Below are 25,258 nucleotides of genomic sequence, written 5' to 3'. Positions count from 1 at the left end.
GGCAGCTATGCAGCTGCCGTCCGCTCTTTCCTTCCTGGTCGACAAGGCGATCGACGCGCCGGACGGCGACGCCTTCCTCACTGCGCTCGCAGAACGGCTCATCGCCGACGGCATGCCGCTGGCCGGTGGCGCGCTCACCCAAGCGGCACCGCACCCGGTCATCGAGCGGCGCACTTGGCTATGGCGCGCCGATACGGGAAGAGTGATAGAGGCACTGAACTTGGCCAGACCTGCCGATCCCGAGCATAACCATGTTGCTCGCAACTGGCTGGCCGGTCTCGGTACAGGTATTGTACAGGAGGATTTCGCCGGCCGCGTGTCTGATGGTGCCGTGCTTGCCTGGACTGCGAGCCGGCCGTTCAGCGGACCCGAATCGGAGCTGCTGCATGAGGTTGCGCGCTTTGCCGCTGCGCCGCTTGCCTTGCTGGCCGCACGCTCAACCATGGCCGCGCTGTTAACGACCTACCTCGGCCGGCGAAGCGCGGCGCAGGTGCTGGCCGGCCGTTTGCGGCGTGAGCCGGGTGAGACTATTCGGGCGGCCTTGCTTTTTGCCGACCTCCGCGGCTTCACCGAGTTGTCGGAGTCGACAGAGGCAAAGGAGGTGATTGCCGCACTCGATGCCTGGTTCGACCGCATCGCCGGTGCCGTCCACGCCTTCGGCGGCGAGGTACTAAAATTCATTGGCGACGGCGTACTGGCGATCTTCCCGATCGGAGAACGTGACGCTGCCGCCGCATGTGATGCGGCGCTGCGCGCGGTTGCCGCCGCACGCGCCGGGATGGATCACCTTCATCGCGCCCGCGCCGCGCAAGGCGAGCCGCCTCTGTCGTTCGGTATGGCGCTGCATCTTGGCGAGATGCTGTGGGGCAATATTGGCACTGCCGACCGGCTGGATTTCACCGCAATCGGCCCCGCGGTGAACCTGGTGAGCCGGCTGGAGGGCCTGTGTAGGCCGCTCGGCCACACGGTGTTGCTCTCCGGCACCTTTGCGGCGGAAACGACGCAGCTACGGATACCGCTCGGCGAGTACAGGCTGCGCGGCATTGCCGCGCCGTGCGCGGTGTTTGCCCTGCAGTAGTGAAATGCCGCCTCTCTCGTGCGCTCCTCGCCTGAATTCATTGATCGACACCGCTCCGTCGGCTTGAGACCAGCTTCAACCAGGGCGCCAAGTGGAATGCGCTCATGAGCAAGTACATCGTGACCATTCCGCTCAGCGGTGACGCATCTTGTGCGGCAGAGCAGAGCGCATCCAGCGGGCCACTACCAAGAACGCCGGTAAGCAGCGCCATGAGTGCAAAGGTCGGCGCGGCCGCTAGGGATAGCCAGTCGGCCGCGCCGAGGGCGGCCACGTTGCCGCGTTCAGAACGGATCGCGCCGCAGGCGCTTCCGCCGGTATCAACCTCACTCATGATTTTTCTCCTGCGATAGAGCTCGCTGGGAAGCTCTCACGGAAGCCATGCGTCGTGAGACCTCCTGTCCCCGGTTGAACCTGGGCAGGGCGAACGTCCGGGAGACGTCCGCCACGATCATAGCCACAACCGATTTAACTCTTGTCGTACTCATTGTGGCGGCGGAACCACGCGCCGGTCTCGTTGCGCCCGAGGGGCGCGCGGTCGAGCCACTGGTACATACCCCAGAGACCGTCCACGCCGCGCGCATAGGTCGAATAGGTGTGGTAGACGACGCCGTTCTCCAGGACGAAAGCGCTCAGACCCGGCCGATCACGCGAATAGGTCGGGGCATCGGTTCCGGACTTGGCCGCGAGGTGGGCGACCGGCTCCGGGACCGGCGTCATGTCCATCGCATGGCCGCCGCGCCGGTAGTTGTAGTCGATGTGCCCCTCGCGCTGCTGCTCCTCGGTAAACGAGACGTTGAAGTCGAAGTTGAAGTCTCCGTCGCGCGAGGATGCCCAGGGAAACGTCCACCCCATCCGTTGCTTGTACGCCTGCAGCTTCGCGAGGGGGGCTCGCGACACCGCCGAAAGCGTGACGTCGTGGTTCGCCAGATGGACGACAAAGCCGTTGAAGCCGTCGGCGATCGCCGAGCAGGAGACGCACCCCGCCGTGTAGTCGGGACCGAACATGAAATGGTAGACGAGGAGTTGCGAGCGCCCCTGGAAGAGATCCGCCAACGAGGCGCTCCCTTCATCGGTCTCGAAACGGTACTCCTTGTCGACCCGGACCCAGGGCAGTTCCTGCCGCCGCAACGCCAACTGATCGCTTCGGCGCGTCAAATCCTTTTCATCCTTGAGCAGATCGAGCCGTGCTGCGAGCCATTCTTCACGTGTCCCGGTCATATGTGTCGTCATCGTCTTCTCCTTCGTGTCCTGCGTCGCTCGCACCGTTTTCGTGCGGCGCACTGGTTGTTGGTCGTGAGATAGATTAGGACGGGATATCGAATGGTGAGAGTGACAAGTGTGACGGGATTCCGATGGACTCGCTGATGACGGCCGCGGCGCGTGCGCTCGCGACGGGTGATCCCCTCGGCGCCTTGAAGCGGGTCGCCCTGCGCGAAGACGCGCCTGCGCTCGCGCTCAGAGGCATTGCGATGGCGCAGCTAGGCGATCTCGTTCGAGCAAGGGCTCTCCTGCGAAGTGCGGCGCGCGCGTTCGGTCCGAAAGAGGCGGTGGCCCGCGCGAGGTGCGTCGTCGCCGAAGCCGAGATCGCACTCGCCTCGCGCGACCTGGGCTGGCCTGCGAAGGCACTCGACGCCGCGCGGGCGACGCTTGAAAAGCACGGCGACTACGTCAATGCCGCGCATGCGCGCAATCTCGAGGTTCGGCGCCTGCTCCTGATCGGCCGCCTCGACGAGGCCGAGCGCACGCTCGTCGAGCCCGACCCCACACCACTCCCGCCCGCGTTGAGGGTCGCCCACCAGTTGGCGGTCGCAGGAATCGCGATGCGCCGCCTCCAGACGAAGGCGGCACGCGCTGCGCTCGCCCGGGCCGAGCACGCCGCGCGTGAGGCGGACATCCCCACGCTGACGGCCGAGGTCGAAAGCGCATCCTTCGTGATGAACACGCCCGCGGCGCGCCTGATCACGCGTGGCGAGGAACGCCCCCTCCTGCTCGATGAGGTCGAAGCGCTCCCAGCGTCGGGGGCGCTTATCGTGGACGCGTGCCGCAATGTCGTGCGGGACGAAAGGCAGGTGGTCTCGCTCGCGATGCGCCCGGTATTGTTCGCGCTTGCACGCGCGCTGGCCGAAGCGTGGCCCCGAGACGTGTCGAGGAGCACGCTTGTCGCACGCGCCTTCAAGGCGAAGCACGCCGATGAATCGCATCGGGCACGGTTGCGCGTTGAAGCCGGGCGGCTGCGCGTGGAGCTTCGCGCGCTTGCAGATGTGAGTGCGACGAAGCAAGGCTTTGCGCTGGCGCCGCGCCGCGCCCCCGAGATCGTCGTGCTGGCGCCGCCCGTCGAGGATCAGCATGCGGCGGTGCTCGCCTTGCTTGCCGACGGCGAGGCGTGGTCGAGCTCGGCCCTGGCGATTGCGCTCGGCACCAGCCCGCGCACCGTGCAGCGGGCGCTTGTCCAGCTTGCCGCAGCCTGCAAGGTGCAGTCGTTCGGGCGCGGGCGAGCGCTGCGTTGGATGACTCCGCCTGTGCCGGGATTCCCGACAATCTTGTTACTCCCCGGTCCGCTGCCGAGTGACTAGGATGGTGGTATGAAAAAATCTGCTGCAGAAATCCTTCGTGAATATGGACCCTTCCCCGGTGCGGACAACGTGCATGGCGTCACCTTCGACGGTCAGCACGTCTGGTTCGCGTCCGGAGACGGATTGAACGCCTTCGATCCGGTGAGCGGAAAGACGGTGCGCTCGATCGATGTCGCAGCCCATGCAGGAACGGCCTTCGACGGTCAGCACCTTTTCCAGATCGCCGAGGATCGCATCCAGAAAATCGATCCCAAGACAGGACATGTGCTCGCCACTATCCCGGCGCCCGGCGGCGGCGGTGACTCGGGGCTCGCCTGGGCCGAGGGCACCCTCTGGGTGGGGCAGCATCGCGGCCGGAAGATCCACCAAGTCGATCCCCAGACAGGGGCGATTCTTCGCACCATCGAGTCCAACCGCTTCGTCACCGGGGTCACCTGGATCGACGGCGAGCTCTGGCACGGCACCTGGGAAGGTGACGAGAGCGATTTGAGGCGGGTCGATCCTGAAACGGGAGAGGTCCTGGAGAGGCTCGATATGCCGCCCGGAGCAGGCGTGTCTGGGCTCGAGTCCGATGGCGGTGATCAGTTTTTCTGCGGCGGCGGAAGCAGCGGCAAGGTGAGAACCGTCCGCCGACCCAAGCAAGGTTCCGCGGCCGGAACGTGACAGTAAACGCCTCAGATTATAAGGCTGTGTACGTTGAATAACCGCTACCGGCTCAAGGCGGACAATACACTTATCACTCGAGCCTCTAACGGCAGGATAGGTCGAGCTATCCGAACAACAGCGGTTGGTTGCTCCCGCGCCTTGGCAAGCTCCCCATCGAGGCCTAGCATACGCTCAGTGTTTGGAGACTTCGATGACCTCAAGCTTCAACGTCCACGATGCGGCCGGCTATGAGCAACTCATGGGCCGCTGGAGCCAAAAACTCGCACCCCTGTTCATCGACTTCGCTGGGCTGGCCAACGGCGAAAAAATTCTCGACATTGGCTGTGGCACCGGCAGCCTGACCTTTGCGCTCGCCAGGACCGCCGATCTCGGCGAGATCGCCGCGATCGATTATTCGCCCGTCTTCGTCGAGGAGGCCATCCGGCGCAACACCGACCCGCGCATAAATATCCGGCAGGCGGATGCCTGCGCCTTGCCCTTCGAGGACGGCACGTTCGACCGCGCCTTGGCGCTTCTCGTGCTTCACTTCGTGCCCGAGGCCGGCAAGGCAGTCGCCGAGATGCGCCGCGTCGTGCAGCCGGGCGGTGTGGTCGCGGCGGCCGTGTGGGATCATCTCGGCGGCATGCCCGGCATGCGCATGATGGTCGACACGGTGGCGGCACTCAGCGAAGGCGGGCGGCAGCTGCGTGGACGCTATTGCTTCCAACCGATGATGCAGTCCGGGGAAATGAAACGGACTTTTGTCGAGCAGGGTCTCGTGGACGTTACGGAAACCCAGCTCATGATCCGCATGGACTACCAAAGCTTCGACGATTACTGGGCGCCGATTGCGGCGGGCGAAGGGCCGCTCGGCAAATATATGACCACGCTCGACGCAGCGGAGCGGGCGCGCACCGACGCCGCCGTGCGCGACGCCTACGAGGCCGGCCGGCCTGACGGCCCGAGGTCTTTTGCAAACGTCGCCTGGGCCTGCAGGGGCATCGTTCCCTGATCCGACAGCGGACGTGGGCGTCCGGCTTCCCACCGTTCTGACAGCTAGCTCAAATTCTTTCGCCGCTCCAGTTCCGCCTCTGTCGGCTGTTCGAATCCAAATGATCCTGTCATGACTTCACCGCCGCGAACGTATTTGTTGATTGTGACGCCGGTGCCGGACACCTTCGAACTGAGGAGTTTTAGCGCAGTGGAAGAAGTACCTTCGCCGAACAGCTTCTTTCCGTTTCCGAGCACGACAGGAAAGATCAAGACATTGATTTCATCGACGAGATCATTTCTGAAGAGGGTCTGCAGAAAGTCGGTCGAGCCCTGGGTCAGCAGATCCGGTCCTGTCTCGCTTTTCAGCTTGCTAACCGTTGCGACCACGTCGGGGCCCAGGATTTGGCTGTTCTGCCAGTCGAGCTTCAAGTTTGGATTTCGGGTGGCAACATACTTGGTAATGCGGTCGAACAACGGACCAATCGGATCGTCGGCGCCAGCATACGGCCAATATGCCGCGAAAATGTCGTAAGTCTTTCGGCCGAGCAGGAGGTCAAACGGTTTGTCAAACAACATCTCACCCACTGCCTCTCTCATCTTCTCGTCGAAATATGGGGGGATCCAGCCGCCATACTTGAAGCCGCCAACAGGGTCTTCGTGCGGTCCGCCCGGGGCCTGCATGACTCCATCAAGACTTGTAAATGCACCAACGGTAATCTTTCTCATTTCCGCGCTCCTCGATCACCAAAGCCATATTTCTACATCAAGGACGCCCAACGGGGATCGATTCCGACAGCGATCAAGAAAAATTTCGAAGCCCCATCGCACCAGTTGGACTTCGCAAGTTGGAATCTGCGCAGAGGCCAAGCTCGGTTAAGCTAATGTATGCTCCCGGCGCTCTAGTATATCGAGGCAAGAACGCTTCGTTGGCTGGACCGCCTTGCCCGCTCAGTGTCGGACTTGGTGACCATCACAGAAACGCTGAAGAGGAAGGGAATGGGTCTGCAATCTGGCCGATGACCCAACGCGCTGAATTCATTATGTTTTATAGGTAAAAAAGTAACTGGCGGAGAGAGCGGGATTCGAACCCGCGTTACGCTTTTGACGTAAACACACTTTCCAGGCGTGCGCCTTCAACCACTCGGCCATCTCTCCGTATTACAGCCGGCATCTGGCCGGTCGGGTTGTTTTACTGCAGCCGGAAAAACCGGCTTCAAGAGCACCGTCAACCATCGGTCACTCAGTTCTGGATAAGCACGCAAGGCTTGTCGGTGGTTAGCCGGCAGCGACCCGTGCGGCGCGCACTATAGTCAGAACAGGCACTTGATCAACACCTATTTCAACATAATCGTGCTTTGCTGGAATTTCCCGGATTTCCTGCTGAAATTGCTGGGAATTTTCTCGAATAATTCATCTCATCCCGTCAAAATGCCGGTAAAAGTGAATTCATTCGGCCTTGGTCCGGCGCTACAATGCCATTCCATCAGCGCAGAGACCGTGCTGATATTGCCTTATCTTTGGAGACCGATGTGATCCGATCCATTTTCAGGCTTCTTGCCTATATCGCCCTGAGCCTGGCGATCATTGCTGCCGTTCTGGATGCTGCACGTTCAGTTGGGGCGTCGCAATTGGTCATGACATCCTTGCAGGACACATGGCAATCCATTTCCGCGCCTTCGCTCGCCCTTGCCGAAACAAGCATCAAAACCCATATCTACCCTATTATATGGGACCCCTTGATGCTTTGGGTGCTCGAAACGCCGACTTTCATTATTTTCGCCCTGCTCGCATTTCTGCTTTATGCGATCGGCTACAGACGCGAGAACAGGGTGGGACGCTTCGCCGCCCGTTGAGCATTTTTGAGCCGCGCTGAACCCTTTTCACTGGAGGTATATCGATGTTCATCATCGACATGTTCAACAAGAAGACCAAAATGCCGGCCGTCAACGAAGCGCTTCCAGGTCGCGACACGCCAATTCCCACCGCTGAAACCCACTTCGTCAATGGCCGCCCGCTGAAGGGACCCTGGCCGGATAATCTTCACACCGCCATGTTCGGCATGGGTTGTTTCTGGGGAGTCGAGCGCCTGTTCTGGCAGGTTCCCGGTGTCTATGTAACCGCGTCCGGTTACGCCGGCGGCATCACGCCGAACCCGACCTATCAGGAAACCTGCACCGGCCTGACAGGCCATAATGAAGTGGTGCTGATGGTCTTTGACCCGGCGATCATTTCCTATGAGGAACTGCTGACCTTGTTCTGGGAAGAGCATGATCCGACGCAAGGCATGCGTCAGGGCAATGATATCGGCACCACCTACCGCTCTGGCATCTATACGTTCAGCCCCGAGCAGAAGGAAGCAGCGGAAGCCAGCCGTGATGCCTATCAGCAAGCCCTCAACGCCAGCGGCCGCGGCAAGATCACGACCGAGATTCTGGAAGTGCCGGAATTCTACTACGCAGAGGACTACCACCAGCAGTATCTGGCCAAAAATCCCGCTGGCTATTGCAGCCTGCGTGGTACCGGCGTTTCGTGCCCTATTCCACGGGCCAGAGCGATCTAACAGACTGACTTGACTGGATTTTTAGAGGATCTTTGACCAAGAGGCAAAATTCCGCGTGAATTTTGCCTCTTGGCATGCAAGATTGCTTCCGGGGCGGCTGGGATTGACCATCCGCAACGGTTTTAAGGTTCAACAGAAGTTAACCTTGCTCAACAAAATCCAGAGGGTTGGTATCAAATGAAGCGTATTGTTCTTGGTCTCCTGGCTGCTACAGCAATGTCCGTCTCGGCCTTTGCTGCGGATGACAAGCCGGCCGTCATTTACGATCTTGGCGGAAAATTCGACAAATCCTTCAACGAAGCCGCGTTCAACGGCGCCGAGAAATACAAGGCCGATTCTGGCGTCAAATATCGCGAATTCGAAATCCAGAACGAGGCGCAGCGCGAACAGGCCCTGCGTAAGTTTGCATCCGACGGCAATTCGCCGATCGTCATTGCAGGTTTCTCCGCCGCCGCTGCGATCGAAAAGGTCGCTACGGAATTTCCGGACACCAAATTCGTCATTATCGATGCGGAAGTCGACAAGCCGAACGTGCGTTCGGTGGTTTTCAACGACAATGAGGGCTCCTACCTCGTTGGCGTGATAGCCGCCAAATCGTCGAAAACCGGTACGGTCAGCTTCATCGGCGGCATGGATGTCCCGCTCATCCGCAATTTTGGTTGCGGCTATGTCGGCGGCGTCAAGGCAACCAACCCGAACGCCAAGGTCATCCAGAACATGACTGGTGATACACCCTCTGCTTGGAACGACCCGGCCAAGGGCGGTGAAATCGCCAAATCACAGATCGATCAGGGCTCGGACGTAATCTTCGCGGCTGCCGGCGGTACGGGTATTGGCGTCCTGCAGACGGCCGCAGACGCTGACAAGCTGGCGATTGGCGTCGATTCCAACCAGAATGGCCTGCATCCAGGCAAGGTTTTGACGTCCATGCTCAAGCGCGTCGACGTTGCTACCTACAATGCGTTCAAAGACGCTGCGGATGGCAAGTTCACCGCCGGCGTCAATGTTCTCGGCGTCAAGGAAGGCGGCGTTGACTATGCCGTTGACGAAAACAACGCCAAGTTGATGACCGACGATGTCAAGAAAGCTGTTGAGGCTGCCAAGGCGGATATCATTTCCGGCAAGGTCAAGGTTCACAGCTACTTCTCGGACAATGCCTGCCCATATTGATAAGCGCTGATTATTCGGGACACCGCCGGTCGCAAGGTCGGCGGTTTTGTCTTGAAGACTGCAGCGAAGGTTCAATTCTTAGGGAGAATGCCCGTGACAGCATTTGCCGTTCTTCTTAGCATCCTCGCTACCATTTTCATTGGAGCGATGAGCCCCGGTCCGAGTTTTGTTCTTGTCTCGCGCATTGCCATTGCATCTTCGCGGGCGCATGGCCTTGCTTCCGCTTTGGGCATGGGCTTGGGCGGCGCAATATTCGCCGGCCTGGCCGTCCTTGGCCTTACTGCCCTGTTGATGCAGTTCGAGTGGCTATATCTTTTGCTCAAGCTGCTTGGCGGAGCTTACCTGATCTATATCGCCATCCGCATCTGGCGTGGCGCCACCGAGCCGTTGGCCTTGTCAGATACGGGCGGACCTGCGGAAAGGATATCCGTTTCCCGCGCTTTCCTCCTCGGGCTGGTCACACAGCTCAGTAATCCGAAAACGTCGATCGTTTATGCCAGTATTTTTGCCGCTCTCATGCCGCCGTCGCCACCGCTATGGCTTCTCTTTGCCTTGCCGCCGATGCTCTTCTGTGTAGAAGCAGGCTGGTATGCAGTGGTTGCCGTTGCATTTTCCGGTTCTCGCGCACGGTCAGTCTACATTCGTCTGAAACTGTGGATCGATCGCGGTGCCGGTGCTGTCATGGGTGCGCTGGGCCTGAAGCTGATGGTTGAAGCGTTGAAGGCCAAACCTTAGTTTTCACACGTCAGCAATCAGCTATTAATAATGCGGCGGTTTGGTTACGGGAATATCGGGCGCCGTCTGCTCCTCCAGAACCAGAAAGCGATCTGTCAGCGCATCGAGCTTGCGGCGCATGCCCTCGATGACCTTCCATTGCTCGGCGATCTGGCCGGAAAGTTCCTCGATTGTTTTCTCATGCTCGGTCACCAGAATTTCGAGACGGGTCAATCGCTCAGGTTGGTCGGCTGTCATTGCTCGGCTCCGTTTTAAGACACACTCTCTATTCCGGGTTGAGCCCTGGTTCAAGGTTTTGTCCCAATCGCTTTTGGACTGTTGAATCTTGTGTTTCTTGACTGGAAAGAAAAAAATCCCGTGTTAGGGTCGAAACATCGAAAAGACGAAAAAAGCTGAACAACAGCGGATGGGGATATGGCCGAACCGGCGATCGAACTTGTTGGAATTGATAAGCGTTTTGGTGCCGTTCATGCCAATCGCGACATTCATTTGCTTGTCGAAAAGGGCACGATTCACGGCATTATCGGTGAGAACGGCGCGGGTAAGTCCACATTGATGTCGATCCTCTACGGGTTCTATCAGGCTGATAGCGGTGAAATTCGCATCAATGGTGCTACCGCCAAAATTGCCGACCCGAACGCCGCCATCGCACTCGGTATCGGCATGGTGCATCAGCATTTCATGCTGGTGGAGAACTTCACCGTGCTTGAAAACGTCATGCTCGGTGTCGAAGGGGCGCCGCTGCTCAAGAACGGGATCTCGAAGGCTCGCGCTGAACTGAAACGCCTCGAACGGGAATACCAGCTCGATGTCGATCCGGATGCACTGATCGAAGAGTTGCCGGTCGGGCTGCAGCAGCGCGTGGAAATTCTCAAAGCGCTCTATCGTGGCGCGGAAATCCTGGTGCTGGACGAGCCGACCGGCGTGCTGACGCCGCCGGAGGCCGATCACCTTTTCCGTATCCTCGAACAACTCAAGGACCAGGGCAAGACGATTGTCCTCATCACGCACAAGCTGCGCGAGATCATGGCGGTGACGGACAATGTTTCCGTGATGCGTCAGGGTGCGGTCGTCGCAACGCGCAAGACTGAGGAAACCACGGTAGAAGAGCTTGCTGAACTGATGGTCGGCCGTCGCGTACTCCTGAGGGTACAGAAGGGCGAGGCAAAGCCAGGTAACGTCAAACTTTCCGTCGAAAACCTGACCGTGCGCGACGGCCGCGGTGTTGTGATGGTGGACGATGCGTCATTCACTGTGCGTGCCGGCGAGATCGTCGGCATTGCCGGTGTTGCCGGCAATGGCCAGTCGCAACTCATCGAAACCATCGCTGGTATCCGCGCTGCCGTTTCAGGGCGCGTGCTACTCGATGGCCAGATCATCGATATAACCGGCGCTGCAGACCCCGGCGAATTGCGCGACCGGGGTTTGGCGCATGTGCCGGAAGACCGCCATCATATGGGGCTGGTTCTCGCGTTTGAGGAATATGAAAACTCGATCCTCGGCTATCATGACGACCCGCTTTATCTGAATGGGCCGTTTCTCGATCTTGAAGCCATCCAGGCCGATGCGCGCAAGAAGATCGAAAAGTACGATATACGGCCCGGCGATCCGCGGTTGAAGACTGCCAATTTCTCCGGCGGCAATCAGCAGAAGATTGTGCTTGCGCGGGAAATGGAGCGCGATCCTGGCGTTCTCATCATAGGCCAACCGACGCGCGGTGTTGACGTCGGCGCGATCGAGTTCATCCACAAACGCATCATCGAAATGCGCGACGCTGGCAAAGCGGTTCTGCTCGTTTCGGTGGAGCTCGACGAAATCCGCTCGCTCTCCGATCGTATCCTTGTGATGTTTGCCGGACGCATCGTCGGCGAGCGTGATTCCGACGCTGACGAGGGTGAACTTGGCCTGCTGATGGCCGGTGTCGAACAGAAGGAAGCCGCGGAATGACGACGCAGGCGCTTATCGTCGTCGATGTGCAAAACGCCATCGATGATCCGAAGTGGGGCAGGCGCGGCCAGCCGGAAGCCGAGGCCATGATTGCGAAACTGCTTGCAGCCTGGCGCGAACGCCGCCTGCCGGTCATTCACATTCGTCATGATTCCACCGATCCAACCTCGCCCTACAGACCGGGCACGGAAGGCAATGAATTCAAACCGGAAGTCGCGCCACAAATGGGCGAACCAGTGATCGACAAGCGAACGAACAACGCCTTTATCGGCACCGACCTGATGGATGTGCTGGACGAATTGCAGGTGCATAGCCTTGTCGTCACCGGTGTGCTTCTTGAAAACTCTGTCGACGCAACAGTTCGCATGGCTGCCAATCTCGGGTTCGAGGTGACGGTGCCTGAAGATGCCGTTGCAAGCATCGACCGCAAGGATCATCGCGGCAAGCGGTGGACTGCTGAAGACGTGCACGCTTTGGCGTTGTCGGTGCTTGACGGCGAATATGCCCGTATCACCACGTCGGACGCGATCATCGAGACCCTGCCATGAGCCAGCCTTTTGCCAAACTTCCCGCTTGGGCTGACTATGGCCTCCTGCCGCTGATCAATCTGATCGTTGCTTTTTTCGTTGCGGGACTGGTCGTACTCCTTGTCGGCGAAAGCCCGATCGACGCGGCTGTGCTGATGATCAAGGGTGCGTTTGGTTCCGGCGATGGTGTCGGCTACACGCTTTATTATGCGACGAATTTCATCTTCACCGGGCTTTGCGTGGCCGTCGCGTTCCATTGCGGCCTGTTCAACATTGGCGGCGAAGGCCAAGCCTATATTGGCGGTCTCGGTGTTTCCCTCGTCGGCCTCTGGCTCGGCAATTTTCTCCCTTGGTGGCTGACTTTTCCACTAGCGATCGTCGCCTCGGCACTGGTTGGCGCCCTGTGGGCACTGATCCCGGCATGGCTGCAGGCAAAGCGCGGCTCGCATGTGGTGATCACCACCATCATGTTCAATTTCATTGCAGCGAGCCTCATGGTCTATCTGCTCGTCGGCGCTCTGAAACCTGCAGGCAGCCAGGCACCGGAGACGCGCGTCTTCGCTGAGGGCGGACAATTGCCGGGCCTTGGCTGGCTGCTAGACCTCGTTGGGCTTTCGATGCGCTCGGCTCCCTTGAATATCAGCTTCCTCCTGGCACTCCTGGCGGCTTTTCTTGTCTGGGTCCTGATCTGGCGCACCAAGCTCGGCTATGAAATCCGTACCATGGGCTTCAGCCCGAAAGCGGCCCGCTATGCTGGTATCAGCGAACTGCGGATCATCATCATCACCATGATGATTTCCGGCGCGCTGGCAGGAATGATGGCGCTGAACCCGATCATGGGCGCACAGCATCGCATGCAGCTGGATTTCGTCGCAGGCGCCGGTTTTGTCGGTATTGCTGTCGCCTTGATGGGCAGGTCGCATCCGGCAGGCATCGTCCTTGCGGCGATCCTCTTTGGCATGCTTTATCAAGGAGGCGCGGAAATCGCCTTCGACATGCCCAACATATCGCGTGATATGATCGTCATCATCCAAGGCCTGGTCATCCTTTTTGCCGGGGCGCTCGAGCATATGTTCCGGCCGACATTGCAACGGATTTTCTATCGTTTGGGGCGAGCAAAGAGCCGGTCCGCGCCAGCCATCGTCACCGGAGGGGGCCAATAATGGAATCCTTCACGACAGTCCTTCAGCTGTTCGATTCGACGATCCGGCTCTCGGCGCCTTTGCTGCTAGCCTGTCTTGCCGGGCTGTATTCCGAACGCGCCGGTATTTTCGACATTGGCCTTGAGGGCAAGATGCTTGCAGGGGCTTTTGCCGCCGGTGCAGTCGCGACATGGTTCGGTTCAGCATATCTTGCGTTGCTCGCGGCCATTTTCGTATCGGTCGCTCTCGGGCTCGTACATGGTTTCGCGTCCATCACCCACCGCGGCAATCAGATTGTTTCTGGCGTTGCGATCAATTTCATCGCTGCGGGAACGACCGTCATCCTCGGTCAGGCTTGGTTCAGCCAGGGCGGGCGTACGCCTTCCTTGCCGAATGCTGCGCGTTTCAATCCGATCAATCTGCCCGGTGCGGAAGCCATGCGCGGTGTGCCCGTCCTCGGCCCGCTCTACTACGAATTGATCTCGGGTCACTCGGTCTTGGTCTATCTTGCCTTCCTGCTTGTGCCGTTCACGTGGTGGGTGCTCTACCGCACGCGCTTTGGCCTGCGCCTGCGCGCAGTTGGAGAAAATCCGGCTGCGGTGGATACGGCCGGCATCTCGGTGCCATGGCTACGCTACCGCGCGGTGATCTGCTGCGGCGTGCTTTGCGGTATCGCGGGCGCCTATCTGGCGACAGCTCAGGGCGCGGGTTTCGTCAAGGACATGACGGCAGGCAAGGGCTATATCGCGCTGGCGGCGCTGATCTTCGCCAAATGGCGACCGGTACAGGCCATGTTTGCATGCCTGCTGTTTGGTTTTCTCGATGCGGTAGCGATCCGCATGCAGGGGCATCCGCTGCCTCTGATCGGCGAGGTGCCGGTGCAATTCATGCAGGCCTTGCCCTATATACTGACCGTGGTGCTTCTAGCCGGCTTTATCGGCAAGGCGATCCCTCCAAAGGCCGGCGGCGTTGCTTATGTGAAAGAGAGATAGAATGAAGGACCTGTTCGACGCGGCCTTCGCCGCCATGCAGAAAACGCACTCGCCCTATTCGCAATTTCCGGTAGGAGCGGCCATTCGTACCAGCGACGGGCGCATCTATTCCGGCTGCAATATCGAGGTCATCTCCTATCCCGAAGGCTGGTGCGCCGAAACGACCGCGCTGGCGCATTTCGTCATGGGCGGCGGCGGTACGATCACGGATATCGCCGTCGTTGCCGAAAAGAAGGCGAAATGCACGCCTTGCGGCGGCTGCCGTCAGCGTTTGGCTGAATTTGCCGGACCAGACGCCCGCCTGCATCTTTGCGATAGCAATGGCATTGTCGAAACGCTCACCATGAAGGAGTTGTTGCCTTACGGTTTCGAGGCTGACGTTTTGGGCAAAGGTGCTGTATGATCGCACCTGCGACCGGCGCACTTATTCAAAAGCTTAACGGTTTGGCGCCGCGTGTTGCGCTTGTCCTCGGTTCTGGCCTCGGCTCGCTGGTCGATGCTGTGGAAAACGCCATCCGCATCCCCTATGCCGATCTACCCGGTTTTCCGCATAGTGGCGTTTCCGGCCATGCAGGGGAGGTTGTTGCGGGTTACCTCTCGGGCAAGCCGGTCCTGATGCTGGCAGGCCGTGCTCACTATTATGAAAAGGGCGACGCTTCCGTCATGCGCCCCGTTATCGCTGCGCTTGCCGATCTCGGCGTCGAGATGCTGATCCTCACCAATGCGGCAGGCTCAGTCCGTCGCGATCTTGCGCCGGGTAGTGTGATGCTGATCGATGATCACATCAATTATTCCGGCCTCAATCCCCTTATTGGTGAACCGTCCGACCGGCGCTTCGTCGGCATGACGACGGCCTACGACAAAAAGCTGAAAGATGCGTTTGTTGCTGCTGCTGGCGAGGTCAACGAAAGGCTGGCGACCGGCGTTTACATGTGGTTCTCCGGCCCGTCCTTCGAAACGCCGGCGGAAATTCGCATGGCGCGCACGCTCGGCGCCGATGCGGTTGGCATGTCCACGGTTCCTGAAGTCATTCTTGCGCGGTTCTTTGGATTGCGTGTTGCTGCCTGCTCGGTCATCACCAATTACGGTGCAGGCATGACGGGTGCGGAACTTTCCCATGAGGAAACCAAGGACGTTGCGCCGAAGGGCGGTGCACGCTTACAGAAGATCATTCAGGCGCTGATCCGGGAGATAGACTAAGCAATGTTGTTGCCGCAGGAAATTATCCGGCGAAAGCGCGATGGCCAAACCCTCGACGCTGCCGACATCACGGCATTCATCAATGCGATGAGTTCAGGGTCGATCACCGAGGGACAGGTTGCCGCCTTTGCCATGGCCATATTTTTCAATGGCATGAAGCGCGATGAGGCGGTGGCACTCACCATTGCCATGCGCGATTCAGGCGATATTCTCGATTGGTCCGATCTTCCCGGGCCCGCCGTGGACAAGCATTCGACTGGCGGCGTTGGTGACAATGTTTCATTGATACTCGCGCCCGTCGTAGCAGCCTGCGGTGCTTACGTGCCGATGATTTCGGGCCGGGGGCTCGGCCATACGGGCGGGACTCTCGACAAGATGGATTCGATCCCCGGCTATCGCAGCCAGCCCGACAACGCTTTATTTCGCAAGGTCGTCCACGAGGTGGGTTGTGCTATTATTGGCCAGACGGCCAACCTTGCTCCTGCCGACAAACGTTTCTATTCGATCCGCGATGTGACAGCGACAGTGGAATCCATCCCGCTCATCACCGCTTCGATCCTGTCCAAGAAGCTTTCCGCCGGGCTCAATGCGCTGGTGCTGGATGTGAAATCGGGCAATGGCGCCTTTATGACCAGAAACCGCGATGCGGTGTCATTGGCAGAAAGTATCGTGGCTGTGGCGGCGGGTGCAGGTCTGACAACGACCGCAGTTCTTACCGATATGAACGAACCTCTGGCTCTTGCCGCTGGCAATGCGGTCGAGGTCAGGAATGCGGTCGATTTCCTGACTGGAGATAGGCGCGATAGCCGTTTGGAAGCTGTCACACTGGCGCTAGCCGCAGAGATGCTGGTTTCAGCAAAACTCGCCACTAACCACAAAGCCGCGACCGAAAAAGCACGCGAGGCCTTGAGCAGTGGCAAGGCGGCGGAAATTTTTGGCCGTATGGTGGCGGGGCTGGGCGGACCAACGGATTTCATCTCCCGCGCGCGTTATCATCTGCCAGTTGCGCCCGTAACACATGAAGTAAAAGCCGCGCAGGCAGGTTATGTGGCGTCCGTCGATACGCGCGCTATAGGTGTCGGTGTCGTAACGTTGGGCGGTGGACGCATTCGCCCGCAGGACCCCATCGATCATGCGGTCGGCATTACGGCGCTGCAGCCAATCGGGGCTAAAATGGAAGAGGGCGAACCCATTGCTCTCGTCCATGCCCGCAGTGACGCGGACGCTGCTGCAGCAGTAAAAGTGATCCAGGCAGCCTATGATTTCTCCGAGCGCAAGCCACGCACGGTCAACCCTGTGCTTCGCCGGATAGGGGCCTGACTACTTCGTTCCGTACATGCGGTCGCCGGCGTCGCCAAGACCGGGAACGATATAGCCCTTTTCATTCAAATGACTGTCGATTGCCGCGGTGAAAACCGGCACATCAGGATGTGCAGTGGTAAAGCGCTCTATGCCCTCCGGTGCAGCGAGGAGGCAGAGAAAACGGATGTTGCTGGCGCCGCGATCTTTAAGCTTTTGGATAGCGGCGATGGCGGAATTAGCGGTCGCCAGCATCGGGTCGACAACGATAATAAGCCGGTTGACGATATCTTCGGGTGCCTTGAAGTAATATTCGACCGGCAGCAGCGTTTCATGATCGCGATAGAGCCCGATATGCGCGACGCGAGCCGCCGGGACGAGGTCGAGCATGCCTTCGAGCAGCCCATTGCCGGCGCGCAGGATCGAGGCGAAGACGAGCTTCTTGCCCTCGATCACCGGCGCATCCATTTCCGTCAAAGGTGTCTGGATTTTGATTGTCGTCAGTTGCAGATCGCGGGTCACCTCATAACACAGCAACAGCGAGATTTCCTTGAGCAGCCGCCGGAAGCCTGCAGTCGAGGTATCCTTGTCGCGCATGATGGTAAGCTTGTGCTGGACAAGCGGGTGAGAAATGATCGTCACGCCCATTGAAAAACCCCTTTTACTCGAAATTACGGAGACTTTAGCTGCTCGAGACCGATCCCGCAAAGAGCTCATCCGTAACGCGCACAGTTTTGTCCGGATAAAGACGTGCAAGCAGTGCGATTCTTGTGTCTTCGTCGACAAAAGCGGCCTTGAGCGCGGTTGCGGTCACTTCCGTTGACATCTCGTCGTCGTAACCGAAATATGTAGCTGCGATCTCATATTCACGCGCAAGATCTGTATGGAAATAGGGTGGATCGTCGGAATTGAGCGTCACCGGCACACCAGCCTTGGCAAGCGCGGCAAAAGGATGCGACGGAAAATCCCCGTAGACGCCCAGCGAAATATTCGATCCGGGGCAGCATTCGAGCAGGATTTGTTCATCCGCCAGCCTTTTGACGAGATCGGCATTTTCGATAGCGCGAACGCCGTGGCCGATGCGCGCGGGTTTTAGCGCGTCCAGCGCATTCGCCACGCTTTCCCATCCTGCCAGTTCGCCCGCGTGCACGGTAATGCCCAGCCCCGCATCGCGTGCCAGATCGAATGCACCTGTGAAATCGCTGGGGTGATACATGCGCTCATCGCCCGCCATGCCGAAGCCGGTGATTAAAGGATGCGGATTAGCCGCGATATATTGTGCGGCTGCGAGGACAGCTTCCGGGCCCTTGTGGCGCAGGCCCGTTGCGATCATGCGGCATTCTATTCCCGTCGCGGCTTTGGCACGGCGCATTCCTTCCGCCAGGCCCTCGATATAGGCGTGCGGGTCGAGTCCGGCGCTGACGGCGTGATCCGTCGAGATGAAGAACTCCGAATAGATGGCGTCCTGCCGGCTCAACGACAGAAGATGGTCTTCAGCGAGGTCCGCATAATCCTCCTCAGTCCGAAAAAGCAGCGACGCCTGATCGAAGGCACGCAGGAACGACGTGAAATCGTGCCAGACGAACTTGCCATTCTGGATAAATCCGGAAACGTCGGCGCCGTATTTGGCCGCCTTCAGTTCGACGAGACTGGTGGAGGCGGCGCCTTCAATATGGCAGTGCAGTTCGGCTTTCAGAACCATCTCAAATCACCCCAACAAAACAATCAACGCGGCGCTTCACCGCGCAAGAGACAATAGCCTTATGCGTTTCAATCTTCTATGGTTCTGGCGATTTGAAAAACGGGTAGCACAATGAGCCAGCAACGAACCGGCGCCCACGGCGGCATGGAAACCTCCTTCGGTTTTCAGGATGTCAGCGATGGGGAAAAGCAGACACGCGTCAATGACGTCTTCCACCGCGTCGCCAAGCGCTATGATGTGATGAACGATTTGATGTCCGGCGGCCTGCATCGTGTCTGGAAAGATTCGATGATCGCTTGGCTGGCGCCTTCAAAAACGGCCAACTGGAAAGTTCTCGATGTAGCCGGCGGAACCGGCGATGTTGCCTTTCGCATTGTCGAGGCTTCCAACCGCAATGCCCATGCGACAGTGCTCGATATCAACGGCTCCATGCTTGGCGTTGGGCGCGATCGCGCTGAAAAGAAGGGGCTTGCCGACAATACCGAATTTGTCGAGGCGAATGCCGAAGAGCTTCCTTTCGAGAATGCCAGTTTCGACGCTTATACGATCGCCTTTGGTATCCGCAATGTGCCTCATATCGATCGCGCTCTGTCGGAAGCTTTCCGTGTGCTGAAGCCGGGCGGACGCTTCCTTTGCCTCGAGTTCTCGGAGGTCGAGTTGCCGGTTCTCGACAAGATTTATGATGCGTGGTCGTTCAATGCCATTCCAAAGATCGGCAAGGCCGTGACCGGCGATGCCGATAGCTATCAGTATCTGGTCGAGTCTATCCGCAAGTTTCCGCGTCAGCCGGATTTTGCCGAGATGATCCGCAAGGCCGGCTTCGAGCGGGTCAGCTGGCGCAATTTTACCGGCGGTATTGCCGCGCTGCATTCCGGCTGGAAGCTGTGATCGCTGCATGAGTAGTCCTGCAGCAATATTTCGCCTGATGTGGGCCGGATGGATCATGACGCGCGAGGGCGTTATCTCCGCGCTTCCCGCCGAAGGCCTGAGTGGACTTCCTGCGTTTGGTCACCGGGTGGCTGGCCTTTTGGCACGCCGGCGCGCCATGACCGCTCAACGCTCCGAGCGGATGTCGCGCGCCATCAACAAGCTTGGCCCATCCTATGTCAAGCTCGGGCAGTTCCTGGCGACACGGCCTGACGTGGTCGGAAACGACGTGGCCGACGATTTGGCGCTCCTGCAGGATCAGCTCGATTTCTTCCCGATGGAAGCCTCGGTCAAGGCTATCGAAGGCTCGCTGGGAAGGCCCGTTTCGGATCTTTTTGTAAGTCTTGACGAACCAATTGCTGCAGCGTCGATTGCGCAGGTGCATCCGGCTTTCGTCGCAAGCAACGGTGAGATCAAGAAGGTTGCGGTCAAGGTCGTGCGACCTGGCGTGCGCCAGCGTTTCAACAATGATCTTGAGAGCTTTTTTCTGGTCGCGCGATGGCAGGAGCGCTATGTACCCGCCACCCGTCGCCTGCGCCCCATCGAGGTCACGCGCACTCTTGCGCAGACGACCCGTATCGAGATGGACCTGCGGCTTGAGGCGGCGGCTCTGTCTGAAATCGGCGAGAACACCAAGGATGATCCGGGCTTTCGTGTTCCGACAGTCGATTGGGAACGGACGGGACGTGATGTCTTGACGCTCGAGTGGATCGACGGCGTCAAAATGTCGGACATCGAAGGCCTGCGCGCCGCGGGGCACAACCTCATCAAGCTTGCGGAAACGCTGATCCAGTCTTTCCTGCGCCATACATTGCGTGATGGCTTCTTCCATGCCGACATGCATCCGGGCAACCTCTTCGTCGATGATGAAGGTCATATTGTTGCGGTGGATTTCGGCATTACCGGCCGGCTCGGCAAGAAGGAGCGCCGGTTCCTCGCCGAAATCCTCTATGGCTTCATCACGCGTGACTATGTCCGTGTCGCCGAAGTGCATTTCGAGGCGGGTTACGTGCCGCATCGCCATGACGTGGCGAGCTTTGCCCAGGCAATCCGCGCCATCGGCGAGCCGATCCATGGCCAGCCTGCCGAAACCATTTCCATGGCAAAGCTACTCACGCTGCTTTTCGAGGTCACAGAACTCTTCGATATGGAAACGCGGCCCGAGCTTGTCATGCTGCAGAAGACCATGGTTGTCGTCGAGGGCGTCTCGCGCACGCTTGATCCGCATTTCAACATGTGGAAAGCCTCGGAGCCGGTCGTTGGCGGATGGATTCGCCGCAATCTTGGACCTCAGGGCATTCTCATCGACGCGCGTGAAGGTGCTCAGGCGGTCTTGCATCTGGCCCGCCAGGTGCCCGAATTGGTCGGGCGCGCCGACCGTCTGTCGAAGGAACTCGACCTGATGGCGGAAAATGGCCTGCGGTTTGACGAACAGACGGCCAAAGCCATCGGCAAGGCCGAAGCACGCCACACGCGCTCAGGGCGCATAGCGCTCTGGGTGATTGCACTGTGTCTCGTTGTCATCACATATAAGCTTTTAGCGTAGGAAAATGTGCGCTAGAGTGATTGCAATGATTGCATATTTAGCGATCAGATTCATACAGGTGCAATCATATGGCGAGTATCACAATCCGTAATCTCGATGATGCGACCAAGGAGAAACTACGCCTGCGCGCAGCGGCACACGGCCGGTCGATGGAAGAAGAGGTGCGACTTATCCTTGGCGAACTGGAGAACGTTATTCCGGCAGCAACCACTGCAGCGCCAACAAGTATATATTCTTCCGGCACTCTGTCCGGACGCCACATTCTCCTGATCATCGGCGGCGGAATCGCTGCTTATAAATGCCTCGACCTTATCCGGCGTTTGCGCGAACGCGGCGCGCAGGTGCGCCCGGTGCTGACCAGGGCGGCGGAGGAATTCGTAACGCCATTGGCCGTGGGAGCGCTCGCAGCGGACAAGGTTTTCACTGAACTCTTCTCGCGCGAAGATGAACATGATGTAGGCCATATCCGCCTGTCACGTGAAGCTGATTTGATCGTCGTCGCTCCTGCGACGGCCGATCTGATGGCAAAGATGGCGAATGGCCTTGCCAATGATTTGGCCTCGGCGGTTCTCCTGGCGACAGACAAGCGCGTGCTGGTAGCGCCAGCGATGAACCCGAGAATGTGGGATCATCCAGCGACGAAACGCAACCGCACGACGCTGGAAAAGGACGGCATTCGTTTTGTCGGCCCGAACAAGGGCGAGATGGCGGAAAGTGGCGAAAGCGGCGCAGGCCGTATGGCGGAACCGCTTGAAATCGTCGCCGCGATTGAAAAGCAGCTGGACCGCAGTCCGAAACCGCTAGCGGGCAAAACCATCATCATGACCTCGGGTCCAACGCATGAGCCCATTGATCCGGTGCGCTATATCGCCAATCGCTCGTCCGGTAAGCAAGGTCACGCTATTGCCGCCGCGCTTGCAAGGCTCGGCGCAACGGTACGTTTGGTCTCTGGTCCTGTTGCCATCCCGGATCCGGAGGATGTTGCGGTGATCCACGTGGAGTCAGCGCGCGAGATGCGCGACGCGGTGGAGCAGCTTTTGCCTGCCGATGCCGCCATCATGGTCGCGGCGGTCGCGGATTGGCGCACCGCAAACGAAGCGGGTGAGAAGATCAAGAAACAGCCTGGCGAAAAGGCTCCAGCGCTGCAAATGGTCGAGAATCCCGACATCCTCGCCGGGGTGGGGCATAGCAGATCGCGTCCACGTTTGGTCATCGGTTTCGCTGCTGAAACCCAGGATCTGCTTGCCAATGCGCGCAAGAAGCTCGACAAGAAGGGCGCAGACTGGATCGTCGCCAATGATGTCAGCCACGCGACCGGTGTCATGGGCGGCGACCGCAATGCCGTGCGCATCGTCACCCGTTCGGGCGTCGAGGAATGGCCCGACATGAGCAAGGAAGAGGTGGCAGAACGTCTGGCGGCGAAGATCGCAGCTGCATTGCGGACGGTGGACGTATGAGCTTCGACATTCGTCCCGCCAAGCCGTCCGACGCGTTGAACCTCGCCGCATTGTCCATACAGGTGTGGCTGCACACTTACGCCAAGGCCGGTGTACGAGACGTTTTATCGCGTTATGCAATGGCAGAATTCACAGAGGCGCGACTGTTCAACGAGATAGCTGACGAGACAAAGCGCATTGTTGTATGTGAAATAGATGGTTGTCTGGCCGGGTACGTAAAAATCGCCTTCAATGCCCGTTGCCCCATAAGGAACGTCAGTCAGCCAGAGGTAGAAACGCTTTACGTACAGGAACACTTCCACCGTCGCGGAATTGGCAGCGCCTTGCTCGAGGCCGCGATAGAGGCCTGTCGGTCATATGGCCATTCCGGTATGTGGTTATTGGTTAACCATGAAAATGTGCGTGCTCGCAAATTCTACGAAGACAAGTCTTTTGAAAAAATTGGCTCTTCCGATTTTCAATTGGAAAACGAGCGACACCCCAACGACCTGCTGGTCAAAGCATTCTGAGGATTTGAATGGAATTGTCTGCAATGAGTCCTGGGTCAATCCCCATCCTCGAAACCGCCCGCCTCATCCTGCGTCCTCATCGGCGCGAGGACTTTGAGGCACTTCATGCAATGTGGACCCATCCCACGGTCTACAAGCATATTTCAGGTCAGCCCTCCACCCGGGAGCAATCCTGGGCGCGGCTTTTGCGCTATGCCGGTATGTGGCATCTGATCGGCTACGGTTTCTGGGCGATGGAAGAGAAGGCAAGCGGGCGTTTCGTCGGCGAGTTGGGCTTTGGCAATTTCGAGCGTGAAATAGAACCGCGCTTTGGAGAGACACCGGAGATGGGCTGGGTCCTCGCGCCGGAAATCCACGGCAAGGGATATGGCAGCGAGGCTTTATCCAGGGCTGTCGAATGGGGAGATCGCTTCTTCACGGTTGACACTGCCCGCTGCATCATATCGCCGAATAATGCCGCATCGCTGCGCCTCGCAGAAAAGACTGGGTTCGAAAAGCTCATGCAGACCAATTATACCGGTGAACCAGTCTGGCTTCTCGAAAGGCGATTTCAACGTTGAATGATGGCGGCGAGATGACTACGCCAAAGTGCTAGAGAACCAGGAAACCTTGGCCCAGCGGGTCATCATCCTCAACGATGAATTCTGCCTTGCCGCTGTAATAGGCGTGGCCGGAAACACGGGCGGTGATAGCATCGAAATCACCCGCCTTGGTCTGTGAAGCGACGAAGCCGGCAAAACGCGAGCCGACAATGCTTTCGAAAATCCGTGCATTGCCTTCGCGTATCTGCCCCTTGGCGTGCATGGCTGCAAGACGCGCAGTCACGCCCGAACCTGTGGGCGAGCGGTCGAGCTGCGCATCGGCGAAAATGCAGACGTTCTTCGTCGGGCCTTCATTCCAGTCGTCCGCGCCATCCGTCAAGATCGATCCGTAAAGAAACGCCAGATCCTTGTGGTCGGGATGGTCGAGCGGCACTGCCTCTTTCACGGCCTCGGTGAGGGCAGTCGCAGCGTCGATGAATTTTCTTGCCGGATCGCGGCCGAACTCGAGGCCAAACTGGTGGCAATCTGCCAAGGCATAGAACGCCCCGCCATAGGCCACATCGAAATTGATCTTGCCGAAACCCGGCAGCTCGATTGTCTGGTCGCCTGCAAACAGGAAGGCAGGCACGCTTTCGAACGAAACGCCACCGGATTTACCGTCGCGTACTTCGACCGACGCGACGACCATGCCACACGGGCATTCGATGTGGACCGTCGTTACAGGCTCGGCTTTGGGCACAATACCATAGTCCACTGCGTAGCGGCCGAGAGCCATGATGGCGTGGCCGCACATGGTGGAATAACCCTCATTATGCATGAACAGCACTGCAAGATCGGCGCCGGGCAGGTTCGGCTCTACCAGAACCGCGCCATACATATCGAAATGCCCGCGCGGCTCGAATATCAGGATCTTGCGCAGATGATCCAGCCTGTCGCGGACATGGGCGCGTTTTTCGAGGATCGTGCTCTTGGGCAATTCCGGATAGCCGCCCGTGACAATGCGCAAGGGTTCGCCGCCCGTGTGCATATCGATAACTGTCAAGGGCTCGCCCATCAGGCGACGCCCAGCAACGCGGGCAATTTGCGCATGTCGTCGAAGAGAATGCCGCCAGCAGCGGCCAGGCCTTCGCGGTCTGCATGCTCATCACCGCAATAGGAAAAGACGCGCATACCGGCTGCCGTGCCGGCTTTGGTTCCCGCAACGCTGTCCTCGATGACGACAGACTGAGACGGCTCATAACCCATTTCCCTGGCCGCATGCAGGAACAGGTCGGGGAAAGGTTTGCCGCGCGCCACCATCGAGGCGCTGTAGAGTACATCCTGGAAATGCTCGATCAGACCGGTTTTGCCGAGCGTGATGTGCATTTTCTCGACATTGGCCGATGAAGCAACACAGTAGGGAAGCTCAGCCTTTTTAACTGCAGCGATGACCTCTTCGATATGCGGAATGGCTTCCACCCCATCTTCGAAGATAATTGGAATTGCCCGATACCAGCGGTCAACGAAATCGTCGCCAAGGGAATAGCCTTCGGCCTCGATCTTTTCCTTCACCGCACGCATCGGCATGCCGCAGAAATCTTTGCGGACAGCTTCGAAAGTGGTTGTATAGCCGGAAGCGCCAAGCATCTTGACGAGATGGTGATTGCCCAGTGTTTCCGTATCGACCAGGACGCCGTCACAGTCGAAAATCACCAGCTCCGGTTTTGTCATTATT

The 25,258-nt window shown here is 58.8% G+C and carries 29 protein-coding genes and 1 tRNA gene; 21 read left to right on the top strand and 9 right to left on the bottom strand.

The annotated features are described in order from the left end of the window. The first annotated feature begins 7 nt into the window (after positions 1-7). Entirely contained in the window at positions 8-1,078 is a 1,071-nt protein-coding gene (locus ACSQ3H_RS01845) for an adenylate/guanylate cyclase domain-containing protein (protein ID WP_436115464.1), read from the top strand. 37 nt (positions 1,079-1,115) lie between these two features. On the opposite strand, the gene ACSQ3H_RS01840 is transcribed toward ACSQ3H_RS01845, so the two are convergent. Beyond that, positions 1,116-1,409, bottom strand: a complete 294-nt coding sequence (locus ACSQ3H_RS01840) for a hypothetical protein (RefSeq protein ID WP_436115463.1) — start codon at positions 1,407-1,409, stop codon at positions 1,116-1,118. A 134-nt stretch (positions 1,410-1,543) separates the two neighbouring features. Continuing rightward, positions 1,544-2,308, bottom strand: a complete 765-nt coding sequence (locus ACSQ3H_RS01835) for a DUF899 domain-containing protein (RefSeq protein ID WP_436115462.1) — start codon at positions 2,306-2,308, stop codon at positions 1,544-1,546. Positions 2,309-2,430: 122 nt separating this feature from the next. On the opposite strand from ACSQ3H_RS01835, the gene ACSQ3H_RS01830 reads away from it, so the two are divergent. The 3 genes from ACSQ3H_RS01830 to ACSQ3H_RS01820 all read left to right on the top strand — a co-directional run bounded on the left by ACSQ3H_RS01830 (position 2,431) and on the right by ACSQ3H_RS01820 (position 5,308). Then, positions 2,431-3,651 carry a helix-turn-helix domain-containing protein gene (locus ACSQ3H_RS01830; protein ID WP_436115461.1) on the top strand — a complete coding sequence of 407 codons (1,221 nt, stop codon included), beginning with the start codon at positions 2,431-2,433 and terminating at the stop codon, positions 3,649-3,651. Positions 3,652-3,660: 9 nt separating this feature from the next. Further along, complete coding sequence (locus tag ACSQ3H_RS01825; protein ID WP_436115460.1) at positions 3,661-4,314, top strand: Vgb family protein; 654 nt, start codon at positions 3,661-3,663, stop codon at positions 4,312-4,314. Positions 4,315-4,507: 193 nt separating this feature from the next. Further along, positions 4,508-5,308, top strand: coding sequence for a class I SAM-dependent methyltransferase (locus ACSQ3H_RS01820; RefSeq protein ID WP_436115459.1), 801 nt, complete (start codon positions 4,508-4,510; stop codon positions 5,306-5,308). 44 nt (positions 5,309-5,352) lie between these two features. On the opposite strand, the gene ACSQ3H_RS01815 is transcribed toward ACSQ3H_RS01820, so the two are convergent. Next, a complete protein-coding gene (locus ACSQ3H_RS01815) occupies positions 5,353-6,015 on the bottom strand; it encodes a dihydrofolate reductase family protein (RefSeq protein WP_436115458.1) in 663 nt (220 codons plus the stop codon). A gap of 180 nt (positions 6,016-6,195) precedes the next feature. Between ACSQ3H_RS01815 and ACSQ3H_RS01810 the strand changes: the two genes are divergently transcribed. Continuing rightward, entirely contained in the window at positions 6,196-6,309 is a 114-nt protein-coding gene (locus tag ACSQ3H_RS01810; RefSeq protein ID WP_436119318.1) for a recombinase family protein, read from the top strand. A gap of 44 nt (positions 6,310-6,353) precedes the next feature. On the opposite strand, the gene ACSQ3H_RS01805 is transcribed toward ACSQ3H_RS01810, so the two are convergent. After that, positions 6,354-6,444, bottom strand: a tRNA-Ser gene (locus ACSQ3H_RS01805). A 374-nt stretch (positions 6,445-6,818) separates the two neighbouring features. On the opposite strand from ACSQ3H_RS01805, the gene ACSQ3H_RS01800 reads away from it, so the two are divergent. The 4 genes from ACSQ3H_RS01800 to ACSQ3H_RS01785 all read left to right on the top strand — a co-directional run bounded on the left by ACSQ3H_RS01800 (position 6,819) and on the right by ACSQ3H_RS01785 (position 9,754). Beyond that, positions 6,819-7,142, top strand: coding sequence for a hypothetical protein (locus ACSQ3H_RS01800; protein ID WP_436115457.1), 324 nt, complete (start codon positions 6,819-6,821; stop codon positions 7,140-7,142). 44 nt (positions 7,143-7,186) lie between these two features. Continuing rightward, the gene (msrA, locus tag ACSQ3H_RS01795; RefSeq protein WP_436115456.1) at positions 7,187-7,849 is read left to right on the top strand and encodes a peptide-methionine (S)-S-oxide reductase MsrA; all 663 of its coding nucleotides are present in this window, start codon (positions 7,187-7,189) and stop codon (positions 7,847-7,849) included. Between the two features lie 177 nt (positions 7,850-8,026). Then, positions 8,027-9,019, top strand: coding sequence for a BMP family lipoprotein (locus tag ACSQ3H_RS01790; protein WP_436115455.1), 993 nt, complete (start codon positions 8,027-8,029; stop codon positions 9,017-9,019). A 93-nt stretch (positions 9,020-9,112) separates the two neighbouring features. Then, positions 9,113-9,754: a LysE family translocator gene (locus ACSQ3H_RS01785; RefSeq protein ID WP_436115454.1), complete on the top strand. Its 642-nt coding sequence runs from the start codon at positions 9,113-9,115 to the stop codon at positions 9,752-9,754. A 24-nt stretch (positions 9,755-9,778) separates the two neighbouring features. On the opposite strand, the gene ACSQ3H_RS01780 is transcribed toward ACSQ3H_RS01785, so the two are convergent. Continuing rightward, positions 9,779-9,991, bottom strand: a complete 213-nt coding sequence (locus ACSQ3H_RS01780) for a SlyX family protein (RefSeq protein WP_436115453.1) — start codon at positions 9,989-9,991, stop codon at positions 9,779-9,781. Positions 9,992-10,168: 177 nt separating this feature from the next. Between ACSQ3H_RS01780 and ACSQ3H_RS01775 the strand changes: the two genes are divergently transcribed. Genes ACSQ3H_RS01775 through deoA form a run of 7 tightly spaced genes read left to right on the top strand, consistent with a single transcriptional unit; the run spans position 10,169 to position 16,882 of the window. After that, complete coding sequence (locus tag ACSQ3H_RS01775) at positions 10,169-11,701, top strand: ABC transporter ATP-binding protein (protein WP_436115452.1); 1,533 nt, start codon at positions 10,169-10,171, stop codon at positions 11,699-11,701. Beyond that, positions 11,698-12,249: a cysteine hydrolase family protein gene (locus ACSQ3H_RS01770; RefSeq protein ID WP_436115451.1), complete on the top strand. Its 552-nt coding sequence runs from the start codon at positions 11,698-11,700 to the stop codon at positions 12,247-12,249. The genes ACSQ3H_RS01775 and ACSQ3H_RS01770 overlap by 4 nt, the downstream gene beginning before the upstream one ends. Beyond that, positions 12,246-13,391, top strand: a complete 1,146-nt coding sequence (locus ACSQ3H_RS01765; protein ID WP_436115450.1) for an ABC transporter permease — start codon at positions 12,246-12,248, stop codon at positions 13,389-13,391. The genes ACSQ3H_RS01770 and ACSQ3H_RS01765 overlap by 4 nt, the downstream gene beginning before the upstream one ends. Continuing rightward, positions 13,391-14,362, top strand: a complete 972-nt coding sequence (locus tag ACSQ3H_RS01760; RefSeq protein ID WP_436115449.1) for an ABC transporter permease — start codon at positions 13,391-13,393, stop codon at positions 14,360-14,362. The genes ACSQ3H_RS01765 and ACSQ3H_RS01760 overlap by 1 nt, the downstream gene beginning before the upstream one ends. Position 14,363: 1 nt before the next feature. Further along, positions 14,364-14,765 carry a cytidine deaminase gene (locus tag ACSQ3H_RS01755; RefSeq protein ID WP_436115448.1) on the top strand — a complete coding sequence of 134 codons (402 nt, stop codon included), beginning with the start codon at positions 14,364-14,366 and terminating at the stop codon, positions 14,763-14,765. After that, a complete protein-coding gene (locus ACSQ3H_RS01750; RefSeq protein WP_436115447.1) occupies positions 14,762-15,562 on the top strand; it encodes a purine-nucleoside phosphorylase in 801 nt (266 codons plus the stop codon). Before ACSQ3H_RS01755 ends, ACSQ3H_RS01750 begins: the two co-directional genes overlap by 4 nt. Before the next feature lie 6 nt (positions 15,563-15,568). Beyond that, complete coding sequence (deoA, locus tag ACSQ3H_RS01745; RefSeq protein ID WP_436119317.1) at positions 15,569-16,882, top strand: thymidine phosphorylase; 1,314 nt, start codon at positions 15,569-15,571, stop codon at positions 16,880-16,882. Here deoA and upp read toward each other — a convergent pair whose 3' ends face one another. Together upp and ACSQ3H_RS01735 are read right to left on the bottom strand one after the other, a co-directional pair. Continuing rightward, positions 16,883-17,509, bottom strand: a complete 627-nt coding sequence (gene upp / locus ACSQ3H_RS01740; RefSeq protein WP_436115446.1) for a uracil phosphoribosyltransferase — start codon at positions 17,507-17,509, stop codon at positions 16,883-16,885. It abuts the gene before it with no gap. Positions 17,510-17,543: 34 nt separating this feature from the next. Continuing rightward, positions 17,544-18,563, bottom strand: coding sequence for an adenosine deaminase (locus ACSQ3H_RS01735; protein WP_436115445.1), 1,020 nt, complete (start codon positions 18,561-18,563; stop codon positions 17,544-17,546). Between the two features lie 111 nt (positions 18,564-18,674). Between ACSQ3H_RS01735 and ubiE the strand changes: the two genes are divergently transcribed. The 5 genes from ubiE (at position 18,675) to ACSQ3H_RS01710 (ending at position 23,562) form a co-directional block, all read left to right on the top strand. Next, complete coding sequence (gene ubiE / locus ACSQ3H_RS01730) at positions 18,675-19,451, top strand: bifunctional demethylmenaquinone methyltransferase/2-methoxy-6-polyprenyl-1,4-benzoquinol methylase UbiE (protein WP_436115444.1); 777 nt, start codon at positions 18,675-18,677, stop codon at positions 19,449-19,451. Positions 19,452-19,458: 7 nt separating this feature from the next. Continuing rightward, the gene (ubiB, locus tag ACSQ3H_RS01725) at positions 19,459-21,036 is read left to right on the top strand and encodes a 2-polyprenylphenol 6-hydroxylase (RefSeq protein WP_436115443.1); all 1,578 of its coding nucleotides are present in this window, start codon (positions 19,459-19,461) and stop codon (positions 21,034-21,036) included. A 68-nt stretch (positions 21,037-21,104) separates the two neighbouring features. Continuing rightward, positions 21,105-22,493 (top strand): bifunctional phosphopantothenoylcysteine decarboxylase/phosphopantothenate--cysteine ligase CoaBC, encoded by a 1,389-nt coding sequence (gene coaBC, locus ACSQ3H_RS01720; protein ID WP_436115442.1) that lies wholly within the window; start codon positions 21,105-21,107, stop codon positions 22,491-22,493. Next, positions 22,490-23,002, top strand: coding sequence for an N-acetyltransferase family protein (locus ACSQ3H_RS01715; RefSeq protein WP_436115441.1), 513 nt, complete (start codon positions 22,490-22,492; stop codon positions 23,000-23,002). Before coaBC ends, ACSQ3H_RS01715 begins: the two co-directional genes overlap by 4 nt. Positions 23,003-23,025: 23 nt before the next feature. Continuing rightward, a complete protein-coding gene (locus tag ACSQ3H_RS01710; protein WP_436115440.1) occupies positions 23,026-23,562 on the top strand; it encodes a GNAT family N-acetyltransferase in 537 nt (178 codons plus the stop codon). Between the two features lie 31 nt (positions 23,563-23,593). On the opposite strand, the gene ACSQ3H_RS01705 is transcribed toward ACSQ3H_RS01710, so the two are convergent. Further along, positions 23,594-24,598 (bottom strand): proline racemase family protein, encoded by a 1,005-nt coding sequence (locus ACSQ3H_RS01705; RefSeq protein ID WP_436115439.1) that lies wholly within the window; start codon positions 24,596-24,598, stop codon positions 23,594-23,596. Continuing rightward, complete coding sequence (locus tag ACSQ3H_RS01700; RefSeq protein ID WP_436115438.1) at positions 24,598-25,254, bottom strand: HAD family hydrolase; 657 nt, start codon at positions 25,252-25,254, stop codon at positions 24,598-24,600. The genes ACSQ3H_RS01705 and ACSQ3H_RS01700 overlap by 1 nt, the downstream gene beginning before the upstream one ends. Between the last annotated feature and the right edge of the window lie 4 nt (positions 25,255-25,258).

It is taken from the genome of Phyllobacterium sp. LjRoot231 (assembly GCF_964253365.1).
GTDB lineage: Bacteria > Pseudomonadota > Alphaproteobacteria > Rhizobiales > Rhizobiaceae > Phyllobacterium.
The sequence above is the reverse complement of the archived record's forward strand: the minus strand, read 5'-3'. Positions and strand labels throughout refer to the sequence as shown.